The following is a 20,201-nucleotide window of genomic DNA, read 5'->3' on the forward strand; positions in this document are numbered from 1 at the left end:
AATGCATTACATTTACTTAAATTGTGACTCCTAGGTGGATGTGTTAAACTATAGTCATTGAAACAGCCTACGAAAAGGAGTGTATATTACTATGTCAGAGACTATTTTCTACAAAATTGGTCAAGGCGAGATCCCTGCTAATGTGGTCTATGAAGATGACCAGGTTATGGCATTTCTCGATATGAGTCAAGTTACTAAAGGCCATACTTTATTGATTCCTAAAAAAGCCATCCAAGATATTTTTGCTTATACAGATGACGATGCCGCCATGGTTTTTAGCCGGGTACCAAAAATTACCCGTGCCATGCAAAAAGCTTTTCCAGAGATGACTGGGGTCAACCTCTTGTCAAACAATGGTGAAGATGCCTTCCAATCAGTTTTCCATTCGCATATCCATATCATCCCACGTTATTCTAAAGAAGATGATGGTTTCGGTTTAAAATGGGAAACTGCAGAAGACCAATATTCTGAACAAGAATTAGCTGAAATCGCCCAAAGTATCCGTCAAGAAATTGAAGAGGTGGACTAATGAACGGAAAAAAATTCGCTAGCGGTCTTATCTGGGGCGTCCTTCTCGGTGGTGGTTATGCCCTTTTGAAGACGCCACATGCAGGTAAGAAGAATCGGGAAATTATTAAGGATTATGCTGACAACTTGAGTGATGCAGCCCATGATATGCAAGGGTCAATTGCTCAAGCACAAAATGCGGTTACCGATTTAAGTCAGCAAGGCATTTCATCTGCTAAGATTGCGCGCGACGAAATTAATTTTGCAATCCAAGATTTCCAACGGACTGCTGTTCCTCAATACAACGACATGCAGAAGAAAATCAATCAATTCCACAATGACATGGAATCAGCTCAAATTAAATTCCAGAAAAATTAATAATTATGAACTTTCCTTGACTATTAAGTACAAGGCTTGTTTATAAATTCCATCTTGTGGTATATTGAATCACATAGTTTATATTGAGGAGTGTATCTATCCATGCGTTTATCTAAAAAAATCGGTTTAGCTTCCCTATCATTAGTATCTGCCCTCGCCTTAGCCGCTTGCGACCAAGCGAATTCCGGCGATGCTATTGTAACTGGTAAAGATATCAAGATTACCCAGGAAGACTTTAACCAACAATTAAAAGACACCTCAGGATCTGCCGTTTTACAACAAATGGTATTGTCTGATGTCTTTGAAAAAGAGGTTGGCGAAGACAAGGCCAAAGAATTACAAGACCAAGCCAAACAACAAATGGCTTTACTTAAACAACAATATAAGGAAGATGACAAGTTCAAAACAGTCCTTGCTTCGTCTGGTTTTGACTCTGAAGAAGCCTACCAAGAACAATTATATTACTATCAATTGATGTCAGCGGCGGTATCGAAGAATATCCCTGTTTCAGATGAAGAAGTCAAAGCCGCCTATGACAACTATGAAGCACCTATCGAAGTATCTCATATCTTAGTTAAGGATGAAGAAACCGCCAAGAACCTCATCCAACAATTAGATGACGGTGCTGACTTCGCAGAATTAGCCAAAGAAAATTCTACTGATACCTCAGCTGCTAATGGTGGTAGCCTCGGTGAAGTTTCAAAAGGACAAATGGTGAAAGAATTTGAAGACGCTGCTTTCCAACTTGACGAAGGGGAATACAGCAAGGAACCTGTTAAATCAGAATACGGCTACCATATCATTAAGGTAGACAAGAAAAAAGATAAAGGCTCCTTAGAGGACGAAAAGGGTCAATTAGAAGACTCTATCCGCCAAGATAAAATGCAAGATACTAATACAGTTAAGAAAGTCGTTCAAGACCTACTTAACAAGTATGAAATCGACATCAAGGACAAAGACTTAGAAGATGCCCTAGATGACTTCCAAATGCAAGCGGAAGATCAAAAAGATCAAGATGACAAAGCTAGTGGTGACAATTCTAACGAAAACAACAAAGACAATAAGTCCGATGATAAAGAATCTGACAAAGACAATGAGTCCGATGATAAGGAATCTAACAAAAACGCTAATCAATCAAACGACCAAAATAAAGATGACCAAGTAGACGATGACAACAGCGATAAAGCTGAATAAAATGGTTTGCTAGGACACACATAAGAAAATAGCCCAGCTAGTTTAATCATGCTAGCTGGGTTTTTATATTTTTTATTTAATACTACATATCCTAGTCAAATAAGTTTTCTCGGAAATAACCATGTAGTAAAACAAAAGCCAGGCCCAAGCTTCCAAGCTAGGTCTGGCTTTTATAGTTTATAATGTATTATTAGTGACTTTCTTTGAATTTATAGAAATTACGATTATCCATGCCGAAAATTCGCTCAGTGTATTGACCAGCATCGGTATGGTCAAGGGCTTCTTTGATCATTTCAATAGATGCGTCAAGATTATCGATATGGTGAAGCACTTCCGCTTCCAACAAGTGCGGTTCTACAGGCGACCCCCATTCGCGTTTACCATGATGAGATAGGACCATATGCTTGAGCAAGATAATTTCTTCTGCATTGTTATCCAGGCCTAAATCTAAGACGGCTTGGTTGATCCATTCAGAGATAATAGTGATGTGACCAAGCATATTACCAGCTAGGGTATATTCAGTGGTCAAAGGATCTGATAACTCAATGGTTTTTCCAATATCATGGAGAAGCACACCCGCATAAAGCAAGCTCTTATCTATAATGGGATATTGGTACGCTACAGACTGAGCCAAACGCAACATCGAAATTGTGTGAAAACCTAAACCGCCAACAAAGGCATGGTGGTTTTTCTTAGCGGCCGGATAGGCGAAGAAATCCTTAGAGGCTTGGTTGAGAATATGGCGCACAATCTGCTGGTAATCTTCATTAGTAATCGCATCGAGATAGGGATTAATTTCGTCAATCATTTCTTGGCGAGACATTGGACCTTGGTCGATATACATTTCTGGATCATTGGGTTCATCATCCCTAGCTAAGCGCAAAGCGTTAATACGAACTTGGGGCTTGCCATTATAAAGTTCACGACGGCCAGCAATATGAACCACGCGCCCAGCTTGGAAAGTTTCCAAATCTTCTTCACTGGCTCCCCAATACATACCAGAGATACTACCTGAACGATCTTCGAAGGTAAAGGCGATAAACATTTTTCCATTTCGATCTTGACGTTTTTCTGCCAATTTAATCAAAAGGTAGGTTTCAAAGTTTTCATCCACCGGAATATCATAAATTCGATTGTAATCCATCCAATCCCCTCTCTAAATTTCTTGATAATTAGTGTGTGGCAATTGGTCAGAGAATAGCTCGTCGGTTGACAATAAGATAATTTGGTTGTCTAAGCTACGGTCTGCCAAGAAGCGATAAACATTTTCCTTGTGTTGATCATCGAGATGAGCAAAGGCTTCGTCGATGAAGATAGGCAATTCAACTTGTCCTAACTGCGCATTAAGGAAAGCAAAACGCATGGCAATGAATAGTAAGGCTTTTTCACCATGAGAGAGTTGGTCCACTGGCAACCACCCTGTTGCTTCAGAATAAATGCGAAGCCCATCTTCACGGTAGGTTAACTTAGTGAAGCGACCATCAGTTAAATCGTTGACATAGCGTACCGCATTACCCATAACCAACTTGTTAGCATCGCCACCTTCACCCAAGGTTGCTTGTTCAAAAATATCCACAGTAATCTTCCGTGCGGCCCATTCAACTGCCGCTTGCCGGGCTTGTGACCGTGTTTGATCATCTTCCGCCACTAAACGAGTCAAGTCATCATTAGAAGAAATGTGATTTAAATCAGCTTGACTTTGCGATATCCGATCCAATAGTTCTTGAATTTCTGTTTGGTTGCTAGCAATGCTTGCTTTAGCTTGCTCAATTTGTTGGCTTAAGGCTTGGTCTTGATTCAAGAAAGGCAATAAGGATAAATCCAAATGATGGGCTAAAATGTCAAAACGTTGTTGCTTATCTGCCATAGTCATTTGTTGGTCTAATTTAGCTTGGAGGTCATCCGCATCGCGGGCAGAAAACTGGTCTAAAATAGCTTGTCGTTCTTGTTTTAATTCGCCAATCGCATGTGCTAGATGCTGAGTCCGATTTTGCCGTTCTTGGTTGGCGAAGTCTTGATAGTCACGCGTTGAACGAGCTTCACGCCAGGCCAGATAATCATTTTCAAATTGTTGATAGAGACTAGCATCACTGGTCTGACTTTGGCCAATAGTCTCTTGATAGTCTGCCCATAAATGATTTTGATCACTTGAAAAACTGTCAGCATCTAAGACTAATTCTAAATCACGAACATCTTGGTCAAGGGTCTTAATTTGATTGACATAGTCTTCCTCAATCCAAGCGAGACTTTCGATATAGTCTTGACCCCCACGTTCGACCATTAAATTTTCAAGCTCTTCCAAGAACTGGTCTAATTCATCGTCTAAGTGCTCTTTTTCCACACTATTATCATTTTGCCGGTGCTGAATTGCATCACGTTCTTGCTGGATATCAATAAAATCTAACTCATAGGCCTTGATATCGTCACGATATGCTTTTTTATCGGATTGGGTCAACCAAGCCCCTACTCCAATAAAGATTACCGCTAGTACAATGGCCATAACACCACTAGCGATAAAGAAGGCGCCATCTAATAAGAAATAAGCCAGCAATAAGACTAAACCAACTAGGCCCAAGACTAAACCAAAAACAAAGACCCAAGACCGGCCAGGACTTCCCTGTTGACGTAATTCTTGGTATTCTTTGCGCAATTCTTTTTCTTCAGCATCAAGATCAGCCAATTCATTTTGTGCGCTAATTGACGCCTGTCCTTGACTGCCTAATAAGCTCCGTCGATTTTGAATAGCCTTGTATTGTTTTTGCCATTGTTGCCGTTCAGAGTCAGACAATTCTTCAGGCAGTTCGCCAATTTCATCGGCGCCCATGATATGTAAAAGGCGGTTTTGTTCGTAACGTTTCTTAATCACTTCTTCATTAATATCTTCATTCTTTTGCAAATGATTTCGATAAGCTTTGGCTTGGGCATACATGACATCACTATCGGCTTGATGGGTATCCATCCAACCCATACCTTGTTGAGAAACACTTGTGTTTACTTCTGGACCTACATTGCTTTGGGCTTGCTCTTGGTCACTGGCTTGAAGACTAGCTTGATCAGCTTCTAATTCTTCGAGACGGTTATTGATTTGATACCATTCTTTGGTTAAGTTTTCATCATAATCAACAAAATTAAAACCAGCAAGCTCTTCTTCTAATTCTTGATATTCACGCAAAGACCCCTCTTGTTGTTTAGCTAGCTCCAACTGTAACTCTTTAGCTTTGACTTGTTCTTGTTGCGCCCGTAAGTCAGTTAACCGCGCCTTATCTTGGTCTAAACCATTCAAGAGTGTGAAGTAGTTATTTTGGTCTTGGCTAGCACGGTCAATCGCTGATTGGGACGCTTCCAAGGCTTGCAATTGTTGGTTAAGAACGGGGCGTTGCCCATTGCCCTTAAAGATTTGCTCCGCCTCTTGCTCTAAGCCAGGTGTGATTTCATTAAGCACCTTACGTCCAGATACACCTAAACTCATCAAACTCTTAGAAAAGTCTTCTTCATTTTCCCAAACAAAAGCCATTAAGTCTTCTTCTGTGAAGCCAAAATAATTAAGATAATCTTGTTTACTTAAGCCGTTAAGAAGATCTGAAAAGTCAGACACTGGCACCTTGTCCTTGTCATCAGCTTGCGTCATATAAAGTAACTGCTTACCGTTTTTACGGGTCCGTTCAATCACAAGATCGCCATAAATGGTGTCCTTAAGAAAAAGACGGCCCCCGAAATGATTATCTGGGTTAATATCATAGTCCCGCTGTCCCTTACGTCGCAAATTAGGAAAGCCAAACAATATGCTAAGTACAAAGCTCATCAAGGTCGATTTCCCTGATCCATTTGGCCCTGTGATGACATTAAGTTCAGGCCCTAAGTGAACCGTCTTATCGACCCACTTACCATAACCAAAAATTTCAATCTTTGTTATTTTCATCGTTTCATCCCCTCCGCTGTTCTTGATTTTGACTTGCTTGTTCCAACACAATCAGCTCACGGACCCGGTCCAAGACATCCGTTTGGAAGTCTTGCGAATCAAGACGTGTCGCCATTTGCTGTTGCCACTGACAATTTTTAGTCAAATCAGTGATTGCGGCTTGGAATACTTCTTCATCATGATAACGGTCGTAGGCAGCTTTGAGCGCATCATTAAAGGCACGCGATGCAGACCACTGAGCTTGACTAGAGACATCTAATTTTAGGTCAGCCAAATAAACTTTTTCTTGGCGGCTGGCATTCTGGTTGTTTAGACTCCATTGCAACTGTTCTAGTAATTCATTGGCATAGTTATGCCACCAGTATAGTGTTTCTTCATCACCATTAGATTGGAAACGCAAGCGTCCAATAAGATTAAGCCCCTCTTCCTTGGCATACATAATTTGTTCGTGAAGACCACGTTCAATTTGGTCACGTAAGGCTTCCAAAGAAGTGATTGGCTGCAATTCTTTGACTGTTTCAATAAATTGCCAGTCACTAGACTCAATAAACTCAAGTTCTGCTTTTTGTCCCACTTGTAAAGAAACGAGCAAGGCCCCTTTAGGCCCTAATTCTTTGAAATTGGCGCCTTGAATGTTACCAGGATAATAGGTTGGTGGGTTGGCAGACAACTGTTGACGTTGGTGAATATGACCTAGAGCCCAATAATCGTAACCATGTTGTCGTAATTCTGCTAGGTTAAACGGTGCATATTGTTTTCCCGCTGATTTGCGCGACATATCGCCATGGTAAACGCCAATATGGAAGTCAACTTCTCCTTGGCGGTCAGGAAAATGCCCCATTTGTGAGTCTTCAATCCAGCGCTTATCATATGAAAAACCAGATATAGCCACTTGGTCTCCATTAGTACTCTCATAGATAAAAGTTGTGCCATCACTAGCAAAAACATTGACGTTATCAGGTAATTGTAAACGATGGCTAGGATCTTTGACATAATCATGGTTACCATAGCTCAAATAAACAGGGATATTAGCTGTAGCTAAACGTTCCATTTCCCGTTCAAAAAAGAACTGAGCCTTCAATGAGGCACGCTCACCATCATAAGCATCCCCAGCTATAATCATGAAGTCAACTTGTTCATTAATCGCTGTATCCACTAGACGTTGAAAGGATTCAGCAGTAGCTAATGACAAGTTTTGCGCCAAATTACTGTCTTTGGCTGCGATTTTATTAAATGTCTGATCTAAATGGAGATCAGCAGTATGTACAAAACGAATCATTTCTATCTCTCCTATCGTGTAGAGTCCCACCTTATATTTTAACACATAGGGCTAGAAAAGCGGACTCTTAGCCTCACTTGTTATCTGATTTTAACCAAAAATCGCTAGAGACATCGTTTGACTTTCCGGTATAAGAAAAAGACCCGCTAGAAGCAACTTAACATAGTGGTAGACACTACTGTCAAAATTAGCTAGTTTAGCGGGTCCTATCTCAATTTAATCAGTGATGATTTATTGGTCTTGCTCTTGATCTTGGTTAGCAGCTTGATAGACTTCACGGATTGGGCGAGTCACTGCAGCGTTGATGTCTTCAACCAATTGATTTAATTGTTTTTCTTTGTTTAATAAATTAGCAATGATGTCATTTTCTTCCATTTGTTTTTGCAATTCTTGAGCTTTGGTCACGTCTTCTTCAGACATTTCTTGGCCCATTTGCATTTTCATCTGCAAATCAGCTTGCATCTTACGGAAGTCATCATAATATTTGTGGGCTGTTTCATCAGCAGCAACAGCTTCCATTGCTTGTGATAATTCAGTGTAAACGTCTTGTTCACGAATTTGTTTCTCTAAATCATTGATAGTATCATAAATATTTGCCATCTAAACACTCCTTTACAATGTCCTTAATATAACATGTTTATTCATAAATGAAAACCAATAACCCGTTAAGAGCTTAACCCGTTTGACCAAATAAGCCATCTAGGAAATCACGACCGCCTTCGAAAATTCGGTCAATAATTCCTGGCTCTGAATCTGATGATTCCTCACTAGTATCACTGGAATCAGAAGACTCTGGATCTTCATAGTTTTGTGAGGCTTCATATAGGGCCTTAGCCGATTCAACTTGGAAAGGTGTATTCGGACTAACCGCCACAACTTGATCGAGTATCGTTCGCGTCACCTCATAAGATGAACTTGGGGAATAAGCCCAAAGATAGTTTTCTTGATTGGTTTCATCAAAACCAAACCATGACACCGAAACAAAATCAGGTGTATAGGCCACATGCCACTGGTCATTAACTCCATCTTCAACGCCATCAACCGAAATCTCTACTGTACCAGTTTTACCTGCTAGCTCAACGCCATCTGGTTCCACACTGGCACCAGTGCCTCCTTCATCATAAGTCGCCTGCAAGATTGATGTCATTTCATTGGCGACATCAGCCGACACCGCTTGATTTTGTTGGGGTTTTTGTTCCTCCACAATGACATTTACATCTGAATCTTCAATCCGGCTAATGAAATAGGCTTGTGAGCGAACCCCTTTATTATCAAAGGCCGTATAAGCAGAAGCCACTTCTACAGGGGTCACTCCCTTACTCAAACCACCTAAAGCAGAAGATAAATTCATATCTGCATCACTATAAGGAATGCCAAAACCCTCCAAGGTCTTCATTGTCTTATTAACGCCTAGTTCATTCATTAACCAAACCGCTGATGTATTTTTACTCTTAGCCACAGCATCCCAAAGCATGATTTCACCTTGGGTTTGGTAGTCAGCATTTTGTGGTGTATAGTCATCGGCACCATATGATTTGACCTCATCTGGCAAAATATCATTCGCAGAATAGCCATTAGCCAAAGCAGTCGCATAAACATTGAGTGGCTTAATCACGGAGCCAGGTTGCCTGTACATTTGTGTGGCTCGGTTGAAGCCACGGAAGTTATGACCACCAGTTCCTCCGACAGTAGCAAGAACGCCTCCAGTATAAGGATCCATAATAACCGTTGCTGATTGAGAAATCTCTCCAGAAGGTGCCATTGGAAAGAGGTCCGTTTGATTGTAGACGTCTTGAACTTGCTCCTGGTAGGCAGAATTAAGGGTAGTATAAATCCGGTAGCCCTTATTCATCAATTCTTCTTCAGAAATGCCAAATTTATTGATGGCTTCCTCAATCACCGCATCGAAATAATAAGGATATTGATAAGCATCATTATCAATAGGGTTATTTTGTTGGGGCATATCAGTATAAATTGCCGCATTCGCCTGTTCACCACTGATAAAACCATTATTGGCCATGGTTTCTAGAACCAGATTACGTCGTTCGAGTGTAGCATCATAATCGTCAACAGGATTATAGACACTAGGTCCCTTCACTGCTCCAGCTAACACAGCCCCTTCAGGCAATTCCAGATCCTGGGCAGATTTACCAAAATATTTTTGACTAGCGTCCTCTACTCCGTAAACCCCATTACCGAAATAAGAATTATTCAAATACATCTCTAAAATTTGATCCTTGGTGAAATGTTTTTCAACTTCTAAGGATAAAAAGAGTTCCTTAAACTTCCGCAAGAGGGTTTGGTCATTAGTTAGAAAAGCATTCTTAACTAATTGTTGGGTGATAGTTGATCCCCCACCCACAATTTGACCACCATGAAGCACGTAGCCAAATGCGGCCCGACCAATTCCAATAACATCAAAACCGGGATGTTGATAGAAACGCTTGTCTTCAGTGGAGATAAGCGCCGTTTGCATTTCTGAGCTAATGGCATCCAGAGAAACGTAAGTCCCGTGATTAGAAGCGAGTTCTCCAGCTAGATTATTTTCTTGGTCATAAATTTCAGTAGTTTCTTGAAGTTGTTCTTGTAAATTAGAAACATCTGTCATCTTGGCTGAAACCACTAAATAGCTCTCAAAGACAAATGCAAATAAAAGCACCGCAAAAATGATCCACCGTGTCAAGTACCATTTCTTCCAATAATATTTGAATTTCTCCCAGGCAGTCATTTGCTCCCAGGGTTTTTGTTTAAAGGTGCGGGCTTGCCGCTTTTCCTTAGTCATAAACATTACCTACTTTAAATTTTTTGTCTCTATCCTATTTTAGCAAAGTTTGCTGATTTTGAATCAAACGGCAGACCGATTTAATAATTACTTAACCATCATTTAATATGATGGTAGTTAATTGATCTAAGAATAAAACGTCGAACCCTTTAGTCTAATTTATCATTAGCATAATGGTGTTGTCGTTCCAACTGGTTGAAGTTTTGCTGACGAAGAACTTCATAGATTACTATGGCAGCAGTGTTTGATAGATTCAAACTCCGTACATGGCGGTCATCCATAGGTAAGCGTAAGCACTTTTCAGAATTGGCGCGCATGAAAGCTTCAGGTAACCCCGTTGTTTCCTTACCAAACATAAAGAAAAGATCCTCATCGTTTGGATTAGAAAAATCTGGGTCAGAATAGGTTTGATGTGAAAACTTAGAAATTAAATACAGACGCCGGTTCCCTAAATAGGCCATAAAATCGTCTAAGCTTTGATGATAAGTGATATCAACATTATCCCAGTAATCGAGTCCAGCTCGTTTTAAATATTTATCATTGGTTTTAAAACCCAAGGGCTCAATTAAATGGAGGTGAGTGTCCGTGGCCGCACAAGTTCGGGAAATGTTACCAGTGTTAGCGGGTATTTCGGGTTCAAATAATACAATATGGTTTGTCATCTTATCTTTCCTCTCTAAATACTTCATTACTATAATTGAAAGCTAAGTGTTTGTAAAGGCGTTGTTATCTTAATATGACAACAAAAATAGTCTGCCTATAAAAGAATTAAGCAGACCATTAAAATTTTAAATAGATTTTATATCAGTTAGGTTAGCTAACGTTTTATCTATCTGATTTCAGGATAGCGTAATGATTCATATCAATTAATTGGCCATACAGGAGTCGACTCGAACGCGCACACCCTTCTAAACGAAAGTCACACCGCTTGGCTAGCGCATTGCTAGGTAAATTATCCACTGCTGCGTGAATTTCTAAACGATTGAGTCCCATTTGCTTAAAAGCCAAATTCACTAAGTGATTAACTGCCACAGTCATTAATCCCTGCCCTGTCACTGAAGAATGTAACCAATAGCCAATTTCAGCTGATTGCGTCTGCCAATTAATACAGTGCAAATCAATACAGCCAACAATTTTATCTTGGTAAGCCAGAAAATATAAACGATCGGTATTAGCCGCAATGCCTTGTAATTTGCTCTTAATATAGTTCTCTTCGTCGGATACTTTTTGGGTGGCATCAATGAAATCTAAATATGAACGCAAATGGTGTCGGTCTGAATTGATTAAGGCAAAGACTTCACTGGCCATAGAGATGTCCGGATAGAGTAAATAAATGTCTTGACCTAAGTCTTGTTTGAAATAGTTTTCCATCCCCAATTCCCCCTCGCTAGTTTTGGTCAATTATAGCATAATAGCTACTAAAAGAGGATGTGAGTCAATCGCAGTAAGGGACGGACCATATCGGAAGGAGTCAAAAAATGGTGAAAGCCATTTTTGATGGCTCATTCAGAAATAGACGTCGGCCCCGTGATTGCAAGCTCAACTAAAGGGTGTGATGAAAAGCGGTAGGACGGAATCGTTGGACCAAAAGACTGTAGATAACGACTAGCTATCAAAGACTTTTGGGAAACGCATGTCAGTCCTGCTTTTCAGAACCCGACTGATGAATAGACAGAGAGTATCCAAACAGCTTTAGGAAACAGTCGAAGGAGCTGCATTTCAGAACTCGACAAAAAGGGTGTGACAAAAGTCGCTAAGAACAGAAGCCTTGGACCAAAACACGAAAGATGGCAAACAGCCATCTGAGAGCTTTTGGGAAAGGCAGTCTGTTCTGACTTTTGGCCCCCGACTAGAAGGATGAGATGAAAACGTATAACTAGGTTAAATCGAAAAGACTGGAACTTTTGTCCCAGTCTCTAGGTTATTGTTATCAAAATAGTCGACAGTAACGCTAGTCACGCGAGATACGGGCATAATTTTCAGCCATTTGGATCACTACTCCTTTCTATTCTTCGGTTGGGATGTTTTCAAAATAGAATGTCATAGGACACCGCCTTTCCTAATGAGCTCATAAATAATGACTGAGTAAGGAAGGCGAGCTAAGTTAGAAATCCAATCTAGATGCACTAAATTAGCTAGCGATAATGAGGTCTGCCCCTAAAATTTATACATGAACAGACAAAAATAGACTATGGCAAGGCATAGTCTACACGTCTCTATAAAATGATAGGGAAAGGCATAGCTGATAGTAAGACACTCCAATGCGTTAGTAAACATGGACTTCACTATCTTCCCCTCCTTAATCGTCACTATCTATACATAAATTATAGCATGGTCCGACAAGAATACCAATTATTTTACTATTGCGGTAAATGTTTTATAGATTAAACAATCTGGCTACCATGGTATTCTGCAGCAGCAATAACCTGGTCAATGGCTTGTAAATTATCGCGGTGAATACCGCCTCCTGGCATAATGGTGATACGATTGTTAGCATAGTCAATAAGTTCCAACAAACGGTTATGATTAGCTAAAATATCGCTCCCAGAAGGCCCCCCGTGAGTGAGAATCCGCGCAAAACCGCTATCCACTAGAAAATCCAAAGTTTTAAATTGCTTGTCATAAGATATCTGATCAAAAGCCATATGAAAAACCATTTCAATATCGTGAGCTCGGCAAAAAGCTGCAATCTTACTAACAAATTCACGGTCAAGGTCATCGCCTTGCAAGGCACCAACCGCAATGCTACGAACCCCTAAATCAGCCATCATTTGCAAATCAGTCCACATTATCGCCTTGTCATCAGAAGTATAATTGAAGTCTCCTCCACGATTACGTAACATAGCAACAATAGCTAAGGGATGGGCTTGGCTATAGGCTAAGCTATGTTTTAACACTCCATAAGATGGTGTGGTTCCACCTACTGCTAGATTATCACATAATTCCACACGTTGGGCGCCACTAGCCAGTTTCTCAGGGATATCAGTAAAATTCTCTACACATGCTTCTAATAACACCTAATTTCCCTCCTTCATTCATAGAGTATTGGCCTTCTATGAAATTTGTTCGCCAGCTTTCTAAGATTCACCTATTTTAGCACACCTAATCAGAAGAATGAAGGCAGAGCATTAATTCTTAAGCCATCGTCGAATAACTTTCTTCTGTGATTTCATAAGTCAATTTTCCTTGATCTAAATAGTTTTTCGCTTCATCCGCCATGGCTTGTCCCATCCGTGCCAACTCATTACCTAGAGAACCAGCGATATGTGGCGTTAGAACGACATTCTGCATTTCATATAGGGGTGAACTTTCGGGTAAGGGTTCTTCAACTGTGACATCTAATATTGATGTCAAGTCAGGGCGGTCTGTCATGACTTGAATCAAGGCAGCTTCGTCGACTACTTTTCCGCGTGAGGTATTGATAAATGTCGCATGGTCACGCATAGAGGCTAATAATTGTCCTGTCACCATATGCTCTGTTGCTGGTAATAAAGGCGCATGCAGACTAACCACTTGGCATTGAGCAAAAATATCTTCCAAAGAAGCCAATTGAGCATCATAGTCGGTTAAGTCTGCTTGGCTGATGGTAGGATCATAAACCATAATATCCATATCAAAGTGCTGTAAGTGTCGGCAAACTAGACGACCAATTTGACTAAAGGAAACAATGCCCACCTTTTCCTTATAAGCACCATTGGTTTTTTGATGAATGTCAGCAAAATCATGATGACTTTCGTAATAGCGGTGGCTCGTCCATCCATTTTTTAAACTATACAAGATTTGACTAAGGGTAAACTCAGCCACAGGAATAGCATTCATCTGATTGGCTGTTGTCACGCGAATATCCCTCTCCCAGACTACAGGGGTTAGAATAGATTTCATAGTACCCGCACCATAATAAATCACTTCTAAATTAGGGAAATAAGCCAAATTTTTAGCATTAAGTTCAAATAAACCCCATGACCCGAAAATAGCGGTCACATCTTGCAATTAGTCAGCGTATTGGTCTAGCTCTTCTTCTTGGCCAATAGTAAAGGGCTTCAATTCATAACTTTCTTGAATTGCTTCCTTCACTTGCTCGGTATAAATTTTATCAACAAATTTAGGTGTCATAGCAATGATTGCTGCACTCATTATAAGTTCTCCTTCCATTCCTTTAATGTATCAACATCAGCTTCAAACTGGTCAACCGAATCATCCTTAACAAACTCCAAGAAATAATTTCTTGGGCTAGTTTTTAAAAGATTCAAGTACCCTAGCCATTCGTTTTCCCCTTCAGCTAAACTAAAACGGTTGTGATAATCCTCCCATTGAAAGACATGGACATTAGATACATATGGCAATAAATCGTCAAGCGAATGGGTGCGTTGGTCTACCGTCAAGTTTTCTGCCGGTTGCCAGTAGAGATAAACATTATCACATGCAATAGCTTGGATTAATTTTTGGGCATTTTCAGGGCTATCCGTCAAAGTCCCTTGGTGGTATTCAATCCCTAAATTGAGGCCAGCTTTCTGACAAAGTTTAGCCAGTTCTTTGGCGGCAAGAACAACTTTATGTCTGTAGTCTTCACTAGCATCCGCCGTCGCATATTTACCCGCCCAAACTCTAATATTAGTAGCATTTAAAGCTAAAGCGGTAGCAATTAGCTGAGAAAAATTATTATCTTCAGCCAAAAATAAATAAGACCCATAAGAAGTATAGCTAATACCGTATTCCTGGCTTTTCTTGGCTACTTTTTCAGCTATTTCAAGGTCTCCTAAAGGCACATGTGCATCCCCTGCCCATTCAATCGCTCTTAAGTCATTCTTTTCCATTAATTTTAAAATGTCATCCACCGATAAATGTCTAAAAGTTGCAGTATTTAAGCCAATCATCAATTAACCTCCTATTACTATAAAACAAAAAGTTAAAACACTCGTCATAATACAGGTAATTACAGTTTGGTCATGCTCATTGTTACACATAATAAGTCAATCTTCAACGCGAAAACTTCTAATAATAAAATACTGAAAATAATTGCGAAATTTGTAAAAAATAGCAATAGACGAAATCATGATTTTTATTGTATCAAATATCGACACTATGAAAATTTTAGTGAGTAATAGGTAGTGATATATTGAGGGTGCAATAAAATTGTTAAAACCAGACACCTTAAACTAAAATTTGAGAGACAACAAACCTGCATAAGAGAGATTAAAAAAGCATATCTATCGCGTTTCTCAGTGCCTAGCTAAATAGTAGGCTTCTCCTATAAGGCAAAGAGGCTGGGAATTTGATCCCAGCCTCTAAATGTACTTATCTATCTAACTAAACAAAAACTCTTATTGGAACAAATCCAGTATCGATCACTTTTCGTTTAAATGATTAAAAACAGATAAGAATTAATCTTCTTTCTTACCAAAAGCAAATACTGAACCAACAGAAGCTAAAGCTAATCCTAAAATTGCAGGAGTTGCAACAGCACCAGTAGCAGGTAGGGCAGCTTTAGCTTCTTTTTCAGGAGCTGCTTCTGCTGCTTTTTTAGCTTCTTCTTTCTTAGCTTCTTTTACTGCAGCAGCTTTTTTAGCTTCTTCTTTCTTAGCTTCTTCTTTTTTGGCTTCTTCTTCAGAATCTTTTTCACCTTTAGATTCTTCTTTTCCTTCTTCTTTTTCAGAAGTTTCTTCAGATTCTAATGGGCTTAATAAGTAGAAGTAGTTACCATTTGCACCTTGAGCAACAGTGAAACTCTTGTTGATTGGATCATTTTCCAATGCTTTTTTAGCTGCTGCTTCTGCTTCCTCTTTTGTTGGGTAGCCATTAATTTCGTTATCCGCTACAACTTCTTCTTCAGCAGTTTCTTCTGCTTCAACTGGGCTTAGTACGTAGAAGTAGTTGCCATTTGCACCTTGTGATACAGAGAAACTGTTATTAATTGGATCATTTTCGAGTGCAGCCTTAGCAGCTTCTTCTGCTGCTTCTGCAGTAGTAAATCCTGTTTCGTTATTTTCTACAACTTCTTCTGTTGCTTCAACAGGGCTTAATGCATAGAAGTAGTTACCATTTGCACCTTGTGATACAGAGAAACTGTTGTTTACTGAATCATTTTCTAGTGCAACTTTAGCAGCTTCTTCTGCAGCTTCTGCAGTAGTAAATCCTGTTTCGTTGTTTTCTACAACTTCTTCTTCATTTTCAACTACAGTAGCACCTGGATTAGCGGTCCAATAATATTTACCATCAGCACCCATCGTTGCTGAAACATTACCTTCTCCGTATTGTGCTTCTCCTGCTTCAATAGCAGCAGCTTCTGTATCATAAGCAGTTTCTGCTTGAGCTAAAGATGCATCGGTTACGAATAGAAGACTTGCAGCAGCAGTTGTTGCAACAGTGCTAAATAAAATCTTCTTAAAGTTCATAATAACTCCTCCTTAAAATTTACCAATTAATAGTACATATTTATTATCGCAAACAAAAGTTATTTTGTCAGCCCCTTTTATAAAAACGTTTACAAATTTTTCCTTAAATTTCCTTAATTATATAATATATAAGTTTTTAAATTGGAATAAGTTATTCTTATTCACCTGAACCGCATTATAATAGTTCAACATTATTACATGAATTGTAGCTTTTAAGGAAGTGTAAACCATTGTTAGTATCTAGCAATCACTTCAAACTCTACACACACTTTTTGAGTCGTTTCGTCAAAAACTAAATTAACTGCCTTTAATTCATCAATAAAAAAAGAACGTTGGACTTCCCGCCAATACTCTAAAGATTTATCTCCTTCACCTTCTTTATAGGCATGGTCACTACTCACTTGCTTAAATTGAGTGGAATATACTTTGCTTGTCTTATTTATACACAGAGGCTGATTGTCCGAACTTAAGATAATATTGCATGCCCCAAACTTGTTGCAAAGGTGTTTGCTCAATTTCATAAAGAATATAAGCACTATTAGTGGCCGTTTTTTCTTCTGTTAAAACTAAATTAGCTAAAAGCTCAGCGCTATCAGCAAATTGCCAGGTTTGGTAAGTAGCATCTGCTATATTATTTTTTGTAGTGAAGTGTCGCCAATATTCTGCAATTTTATTCTCCACTATAATAATCCTCTAGTTAAAATCATTATGCAAAACTTTTATGCCGAAACAGTTTATATCTAAATAATCACTTCTTAAGCTTATCTCTTATATGTCCTGTTATGATCTTATAATTTTTCAATTTATTATAATTATACCCTAAGAGTAAAAACAGTTTTAATTTGGTCGACTTTTAGATATTTGAAATCCTCGCTTCTATGTACTTAAAATTAAAAAATAGGACGATAACTTTTAATTTTAAGTCATCAGTCCTATTAATCGTAGAGGCTTTTAATTTAAGTCATCAATCTTATTGATTGTAGAGCCTTAATTATTAACAAATTGTTTTTTCTCATTAAAAAATTTCCCAATATCACGATACAAAATAACACTAGTCCAAAAAAAGTAAAATCGAAGGAATACCTTTTAATATATAGTACCAATTATCATTTAAATTAAGAATATCTCGGTTCAAGGCTGGGAATATATGGTCAATAAAGGAAAATAGATTTATACTGACAATTAATATAAAAAACGTTTCATAATAAATTACCATCTTACTGAGGAATCTCGCCCGCAAACATGCCAATGTTACCATGACTATAGGCTATAATATCTTTATACGTTAAAACTATCATAATATAACCTTCTATGCAAACGTTTACCATTTAAAATACAAAAAAAAGACTGAGCATTAGCTCAGCCTTATAAATTGGGCTCTACAATCGTTTCTAGTTATTTAGTAAAAGTTATTTGAGATTCTTTTTGAATCTATTTATACCGGCGGCCGGAATATTAATAGTTGACATGACAGTATTTTAGTTATCATAGTGCAAAATCGGTGCAAAATATTAATTAACACATCTACCCCCAAAAAAAAGAACGGATGATAACTATTTCTTTTATGTGGTTCTGTTGCAAAGTTTTAAATCTACTATCAAATAAGGTAGAATAATAGAAAAAGATAGCAGTCAGGTCTCTTGACAAAGTATAGTTGCTATTCTTTTTCTAGGCCCTACTTTAATGAAATTTTTGTTTGGAGGGAACAACTTTATTCCTTTGACTATTTCAGTTGAATTTAATAGAGAAGCCTAGCGTCTATTAAGAAATACTTTTCTTGATGAGCGTCAATTTTTTTGAGGTAGGGGGCCTTTATACTAAATTCAGTAAAGGAAAAGGAGGCATCAAAGGAAGCTATTTTAAACAAGCCAAAATTATAGGAGGAATAGATCATGACTAAAAATAAAGCGTCTCAAGAAAGAACACCCCAAGAAAGATTGCAAGAAGAACAAGAACACAAGGGACATGTCCATCATACAAAAATTAATGCAGCGGCCATTTCGGATCATCTTTTAGGGAACATGCATACTTTACATGTGAAATTGCACCAATATCACTGGTATGTAAATGGCGCTAATTTTTTCACCCTGCATGAAAAATTTGAAGAATTGTATAATCAAAACGAAGAATGGTTCGACAAACTAGCAGAACGCTTGATTACTTCCGGTCATAAACCGGCTTCAACCACCGCTGAATTTGAAAAATATTCCATGCTTTCAGAAGATGCCATCAATAAATATGCTAAAGCAGAAGACATGGTTGAAAATATTATCGAAGATTTCAGATGTACCCGTGAATTAACGATTCGTGCTATTCGTTTAGTACAAGATGAGGGTGACGATGCTTTGGAAGATACACTGATTGCTTTTAAAAATGACTTAGATAAAAACATTTGGATGCTGCAAGCGTTCATTGGCAAAGAGGCATTGGAAGACGACGATGCGTTTGATGAGGATGAAGATTAGATTTTTCGTAAACATACATTTAGAAATTAAATATTTTAGGGTTGGGACTCTTTCCAGCTCCTATTTTTTGCCGTTAAAAAGACTTTTCTTGATGAGTGTCAATTTTTTGAGCTAGGGGCCTGTATACTAAATATAGGACAGTAAAAAAAGGACAGTAAACTGATAAAGGGGAAGAACGAATTGACTCAATACACCAAACCACATGCAGCAGGAGACCACTCAGCTTGTATCCGCTTAGTCCCGATATTCAATCATTTGGAGGAAAGCACGATGGATCGCATCGCTGAAAAAGCTCACACGAAGCACTATCAAAAAGGGTCGTTTCTTTTTCGCTCGCAAGAAAAAGATGATGCCTTGTATATTGTTAATCGCGGAAAAGTCCGCATCTATCGCTTGTCTGATTCTGGCAAAGAGCAACTAGTGCGGATTTTGAATCCGGGTGACTTTACGGGAGAATGGACGTTGTTCAATCCTGATGTTGTGCACGAGGAATACGCAGAAGCTACTCGAGATACGTCTGTCTGCATAATTCAACAACATGATGTACAAGAGTTTCTAAAAGAGTATCCTACAATTTCGTTAAAACTGCTAGGAGAGATGTCGCAACGGCTAGAAAAATCCGCACGTCAAACCGCACAAGTAGCCGTGGAGAGTGTCATTACCCGTTTAGTTTTGTTTTTGGCAGAAAATGTGGAACCTGAAATGGGCAACTCTCCCACCATCACCCTGCCGATGGCAAAAAAGGACATTGCTTCCTATTTAGGAACGACACCTGAGACCATCAGTCGCAAATTTGGAAAATTGGAGAACGAGGGATTGATTCAACAGCTGTCTGGGAAAAGAATCAAGATTCAGGATTTAGATGATTTATTGCTTTACAGCGAATAATCGGACACACTTTTTTCTACACGTTGGTGTTCTGTCGCTCTTCATTAACAATGGGACAGAACTCAGTGCTTTTGCGTCAAGAAGAAGTCGCTTTGAGTTACTTTTTGTGGTACTCAGTGAATCGGTTCCTCATTGAAGGTATGCGAACGAACAGTTTATGGATTGGCGAGTGGATCTGCGTTTCGCAAGCCTTGTCTCTGGCCCTGTCTATTGGCGCGATTGTAGTATGGTTTATACGCAGACAAGATTATCCACCAATTTCTTATTATTCTGATGGCAATAAGGGGCAGAAAAAGACTATTAAGATGGTGAATTGAGCAAAAAGATAAAAAGAAGTGCCGAACTTGATATGCGTCAATTTTTGTTTGCTAAAAGTGAGCTATATTACAGTTGTAAA

General features: G+C 38.9%; 20 protein-coding genes. 6 read left to right on the forward strand and 14 right to left on the reverse strand.

Annotation, left to right across the window (positions count from 1 at the left end):
* Positions 1-91 precede the first annotated feature (91 nt).
* The 3 genes from OW157_RS05755 (at position 92) to OW157_RS05765 (ending at position 2,079) form a co-directional block, all read left to right on the forward strand.
* Entirely contained in the window at positions 92-529 is a 438-nt protein-coding gene (locus tag OW157_RS05755) for an HIT family protein (protein ID WP_268752405.1), read from the forward strand.
* Positions 529-885: a YtxH domain-containing protein gene (locus OW157_RS05760; RefSeq protein ID WP_268752406.1), complete on the forward strand. Its 357-nt coding sequence runs from the start codon at positions 529-531 to the stop codon at positions 883-885. Before OW157_RS05755 ends, OW157_RS05760 begins: the two co-directional genes overlap by 1 nt.
* Positions 886-987: 102 nt before the next feature.
* Positions 988-2,079, forward strand: coding sequence for a peptidylprolyl isomerase (locus OW157_RS05765; protein ID WP_268752407.1), 1,092 nt, complete (start codon positions 988-990; stop codon positions 2,077-2,079).
* Positions 2,080-2,269: 190 nt separating this feature from the next.
* Here the strand turns inward: OW157_RS05765 and OW157_RS05770 are convergent, their stop codons facing one another.
* The 14 genes from OW157_RS05770 to OW157_RS05835 all read right to left on the reverse strand — a co-directional run bounded on the left by OW157_RS05770 (position 2,270) and on the right by OW157_RS05835 (position 17,132).
* Positions 2,270-3,223: a 3'-5' exoribonuclease YhaM family protein gene (locus tag OW157_RS05770; protein WP_268752408.1), complete on the reverse strand. Its 954-nt coding sequence runs from the start codon at positions 3,221-3,223 to the stop codon at positions 2,270-2,272.
* A gap of 12 nt (positions 3,224-3,235) precedes the next feature.
* Positions 3,236-5,998: an ATP-binding protein gene (locus tag OW157_RS05775; RefSeq protein ID WP_268752409.1), complete on the reverse strand. Its 2,763-nt coding sequence runs from the start codon at positions 5,996-5,998 to the stop codon at positions 3,236-3,238.
* Positions 5,999-6,002: 4 nt separating this feature from the next.
* Positions 6,003-7,277 (reverse strand): metallophosphoesterase family protein, encoded by a 1,275-nt coding sequence (locus OW157_RS05780; protein ID WP_268752410.1) that lies wholly within the window; start codon positions 7,275-7,277, stop codon positions 6,003-6,005.
* 231 nt (positions 7,278-7,508) lie between these two features.
* Positions 7,509-7,877 carry a YlbF family regulator gene (locus OW157_RS05785; RefSeq protein WP_268752411.1) on the reverse strand — a complete coding sequence of 123 codons (369 nt, stop codon included), beginning with the start codon at positions 7,875-7,877 and terminating at the stop codon, positions 7,509-7,511.
* Positions 7,878-7,950: 73 nt separating this feature from the next.
* A complete protein-coding gene (locus tag OW157_RS05790) occupies positions 7,951-10,059 on the reverse strand; it encodes a transglycosylase domain-containing protein (protein WP_268752412.1) in 2,109 nt (702 codons plus the stop codon).
* A 149-nt stretch (positions 10,060-10,208) separates the two neighbouring features.
* The gene (gene trmL / locus OW157_RS05795; protein ID WP_268752413.1) at positions 10,209-10,721 is read right to left on the reverse strand and encodes a tRNA (uridine(34)/cytosine(34)/5-carboxymethylaminomethyluridine(34)-2'-O)-methyltransferase TrmL; all 513 of its coding nucleotides are present in this window, start codon (positions 10,719-10,721) and stop codon (positions 10,209-10,211) included.
* A gap of 163 nt (positions 10,722-10,884) precedes the next feature.
* Positions 10,885-11,430, reverse strand: a complete 546-nt coding sequence (locus OW157_RS05800; protein WP_268752414.1) for a GNAT family N-acetyltransferase — start codon at positions 11,428-11,430, stop codon at positions 10,885-10,887.
* Between the two features lie 1,013 nt (positions 11,431-12,443).
* Entirely contained in the window at positions 12,444-13,076 is a 633-nt protein-coding gene (locus tag OW157_RS05805) for a copper homeostasis protein CutC (protein ID WP_268752415.1), read from the reverse strand.
* Positions 13,077-13,194: 118 nt separating this feature from the next.
* Positions 13,195-13,896, reverse strand: a complete 702-nt coding sequence (locus tag OW157_RS05810) for a hydroxyacid dehydrogenase (protein ID WP_268752416.1) — start codon at positions 13,894-13,896, stop codon at positions 13,195-13,197.
* 153 nt (positions 13,897-14,049) lie between these two features.
* Positions 14,050-14,193, reverse strand: a complete 144-nt coding sequence (locus OW157_RS05815; protein WP_268752417.1) for a hypothetical protein — start codon at positions 14,191-14,193, stop codon at positions 14,050-14,052.
* A complete protein-coding gene (locus OW157_RS05820; RefSeq protein WP_268752418.1) occupies positions 14,193-14,933 on the reverse strand; it encodes a sugar phosphate isomerase/epimerase family protein in 741 nt (246 codons plus the stop codon). The genes OW157_RS05815 and OW157_RS05820 overlap by 1 nt, the downstream gene beginning before the upstream one ends.
* A gap of 507 nt (positions 14,934-15,440) precedes the next feature.
* Complete coding sequence (locus OW157_RS05825) at positions 15,441-16,451, reverse strand: DUF5633 domain-containing protein (protein ID WP_268752419.1); 1,011 nt, start codon at positions 16,449-16,451, stop codon at positions 15,441-15,443.
* 233 nt (positions 16,452-16,684) lie between these two features.
* The gene (locus OW157_RS05830) at positions 16,685-16,972 is read right to left on the reverse strand and encodes an ASCH domain-containing protein (RefSeq protein WP_268752420.1); all 288 of its coding nucleotides are present in this window, start codon (positions 16,970-16,972) and stop codon (positions 16,685-16,687) included.
* Entirely contained in the window at positions 16,887-17,132 is a 246-nt protein-coding gene (locus OW157_RS05835; protein ID WP_268752421.1) for an ASCH domain-containing protein, read from the reverse strand. Before OW157_RS05835 ends, OW157_RS05830 begins: the two co-directional genes overlap by 86 nt.
* Positions 17,133-18,343: 1,211 nt before the next feature.
* On the opposite strand from OW157_RS05835, the gene OW157_RS05840 reads away from it, so the two are divergent.
* The 3 genes from OW157_RS05840 to OW157_RS05850 all read left to right on the forward strand — a co-directional run bounded on the left by OW157_RS05840 (position 18,344) and on the right by OW157_RS05850 (position 20,121).
* Complete coding sequence (locus OW157_RS05840; protein WP_268752422.1) at positions 18,344-18,916, forward strand: Dps family protein; 573 nt, start codon at positions 18,344-18,346, stop codon at positions 18,914-18,916.
* 180 nt (positions 18,917-19,096) lie between these two features.
* Positions 19,097-19,804, forward strand: coding sequence for a Crp/Fnr family transcriptional regulator (locus OW157_RS05845; RefSeq protein WP_268752423.1), 708 nt, complete (start codon positions 19,097-19,099; stop codon positions 19,802-19,804).
* Positions 19,805-19,827: 23 nt separating this feature from the next.
* Complete coding sequence (locus OW157_RS05850; protein ID WP_268752424.1) at positions 19,828-20,121, forward strand: prolipoprotein diacylglyceryl transferase family protein; 294 nt, start codon at positions 19,828-19,830, stop codon at positions 20,119-20,121.
* The last annotated feature ends 80 nt before the right edge of the window (positions 20,122-20,201 follow it).

Origin of the sequence: Aerococcus kribbianus (genome assembly GCF_026805545.1) — a bacterium.
Taxonomy (GTDB): domain Bacteria; phylum Bacillota; class Bacilli; order Lactobacillales; family Aerococcaceae; genus Aerococcus; species Aerococcus kribbianus.

Excerpts from the sequence above, each read along its gene's own strand:
- OW157_RS05755 (WP_268752405.1), top strand. The coding sequence starts at position 92 with ATGTCAGAGACTATTTTCTACAAAATTGGTCAAGGCGAGATCCCTGCT.
- OW157_RS05760 (WP_268752406.1), top strand. The coding sequence starts at position 529 with ATGAACGGAAAAAAATTCGCTAGCGGTCTTATCTGGGGCGTCCTTCTC.
- OW157_RS05765 (WP_268752407.1), top strand. The coding sequence starts at position 988 with ATGCGTTTATCTAAAAAAATCGGTTTAGCTTCCCTATCATTAGTATCT.
- OW157_RS05770 (WP_268752408.1), bottom strand. The coding sequence starts at position 3,223 with ATGGATTACAATCGAATTTATGATATTCCGGTGGATGAAAACTTTGAA.
- OW157_RS05775 (WP_268752409.1), bottom strand. The coding sequence starts at position 5,998 with ATGAAAATAACAAAGATTGAAATTTTTGGTTATGGTAAGTGGGTCGAT.
- OW157_RS05780 (WP_268752410.1), bottom strand. The coding sequence starts at position 7,277 with ATGATTCGTTTTGTACATACTGCTGATCTCCATTTAGATCAGACATTT.
- OW157_RS05785 (WP_268752411.1), bottom strand. The coding sequence starts at position 7,877 with ATGGCAAATATTTATGATACTATCAATGATTTAGAGAAACAAATTCGT.
- OW157_RS05790 (WP_268752412.1), bottom strand. The coding sequence starts at position 10,059 with ATGACTAAGGAAAAGCGGCAAGCCCGCACCTTTAAACAAAAACCCTGG.
- trmL (WP_268752413.1), bottom strand. The coding sequence starts at position 10,721 with ATGACAAACCATATTGTATTATTTGAACCCGAAATACCCGCTAACACT.
- OW157_RS05800 (WP_268752414.1), bottom strand. The coding sequence starts at position 11,430 with ATGGAAAACTATTTCAAACAAGACTTAGGTCAAGACATTTATTTACTC.
- OW157_RS05815 (WP_268752417.1), bottom strand. The coding sequence starts at position 14,193 with ATGAGTGCAGCAATCATTGCTATGACACCTAAATTTGTTGATAAAATT.
- OW157_RS05820 (WP_268752418.1), bottom strand. The coding sequence starts at position 14,933 with ATGATTGGCTTAAATACTGCAACTTTTAGACATTTATCGGTGGATGAC.
- OW157_RS05825 (WP_268752419.1), bottom strand. The coding sequence starts at position 16,451 with ATGAACTTTAAGAAGATTTTATTTAGCACTGTTGCAACAACTGCTGCT.
- OW157_RS05830 (WP_268752420.1), bottom strand. The coding sequence starts at position 16,972 with ATGAAATTGAGCAAACACCTTTGCAACAAGTTTGGGGCATGCAATATT.
- OW157_RS05840 (WP_268752422.1), top strand. The coding sequence starts at position 18,344 with ATGACTAAAAATAAAGCGTCTCAAGAAAGAACACCCCAAGAAAGATTG.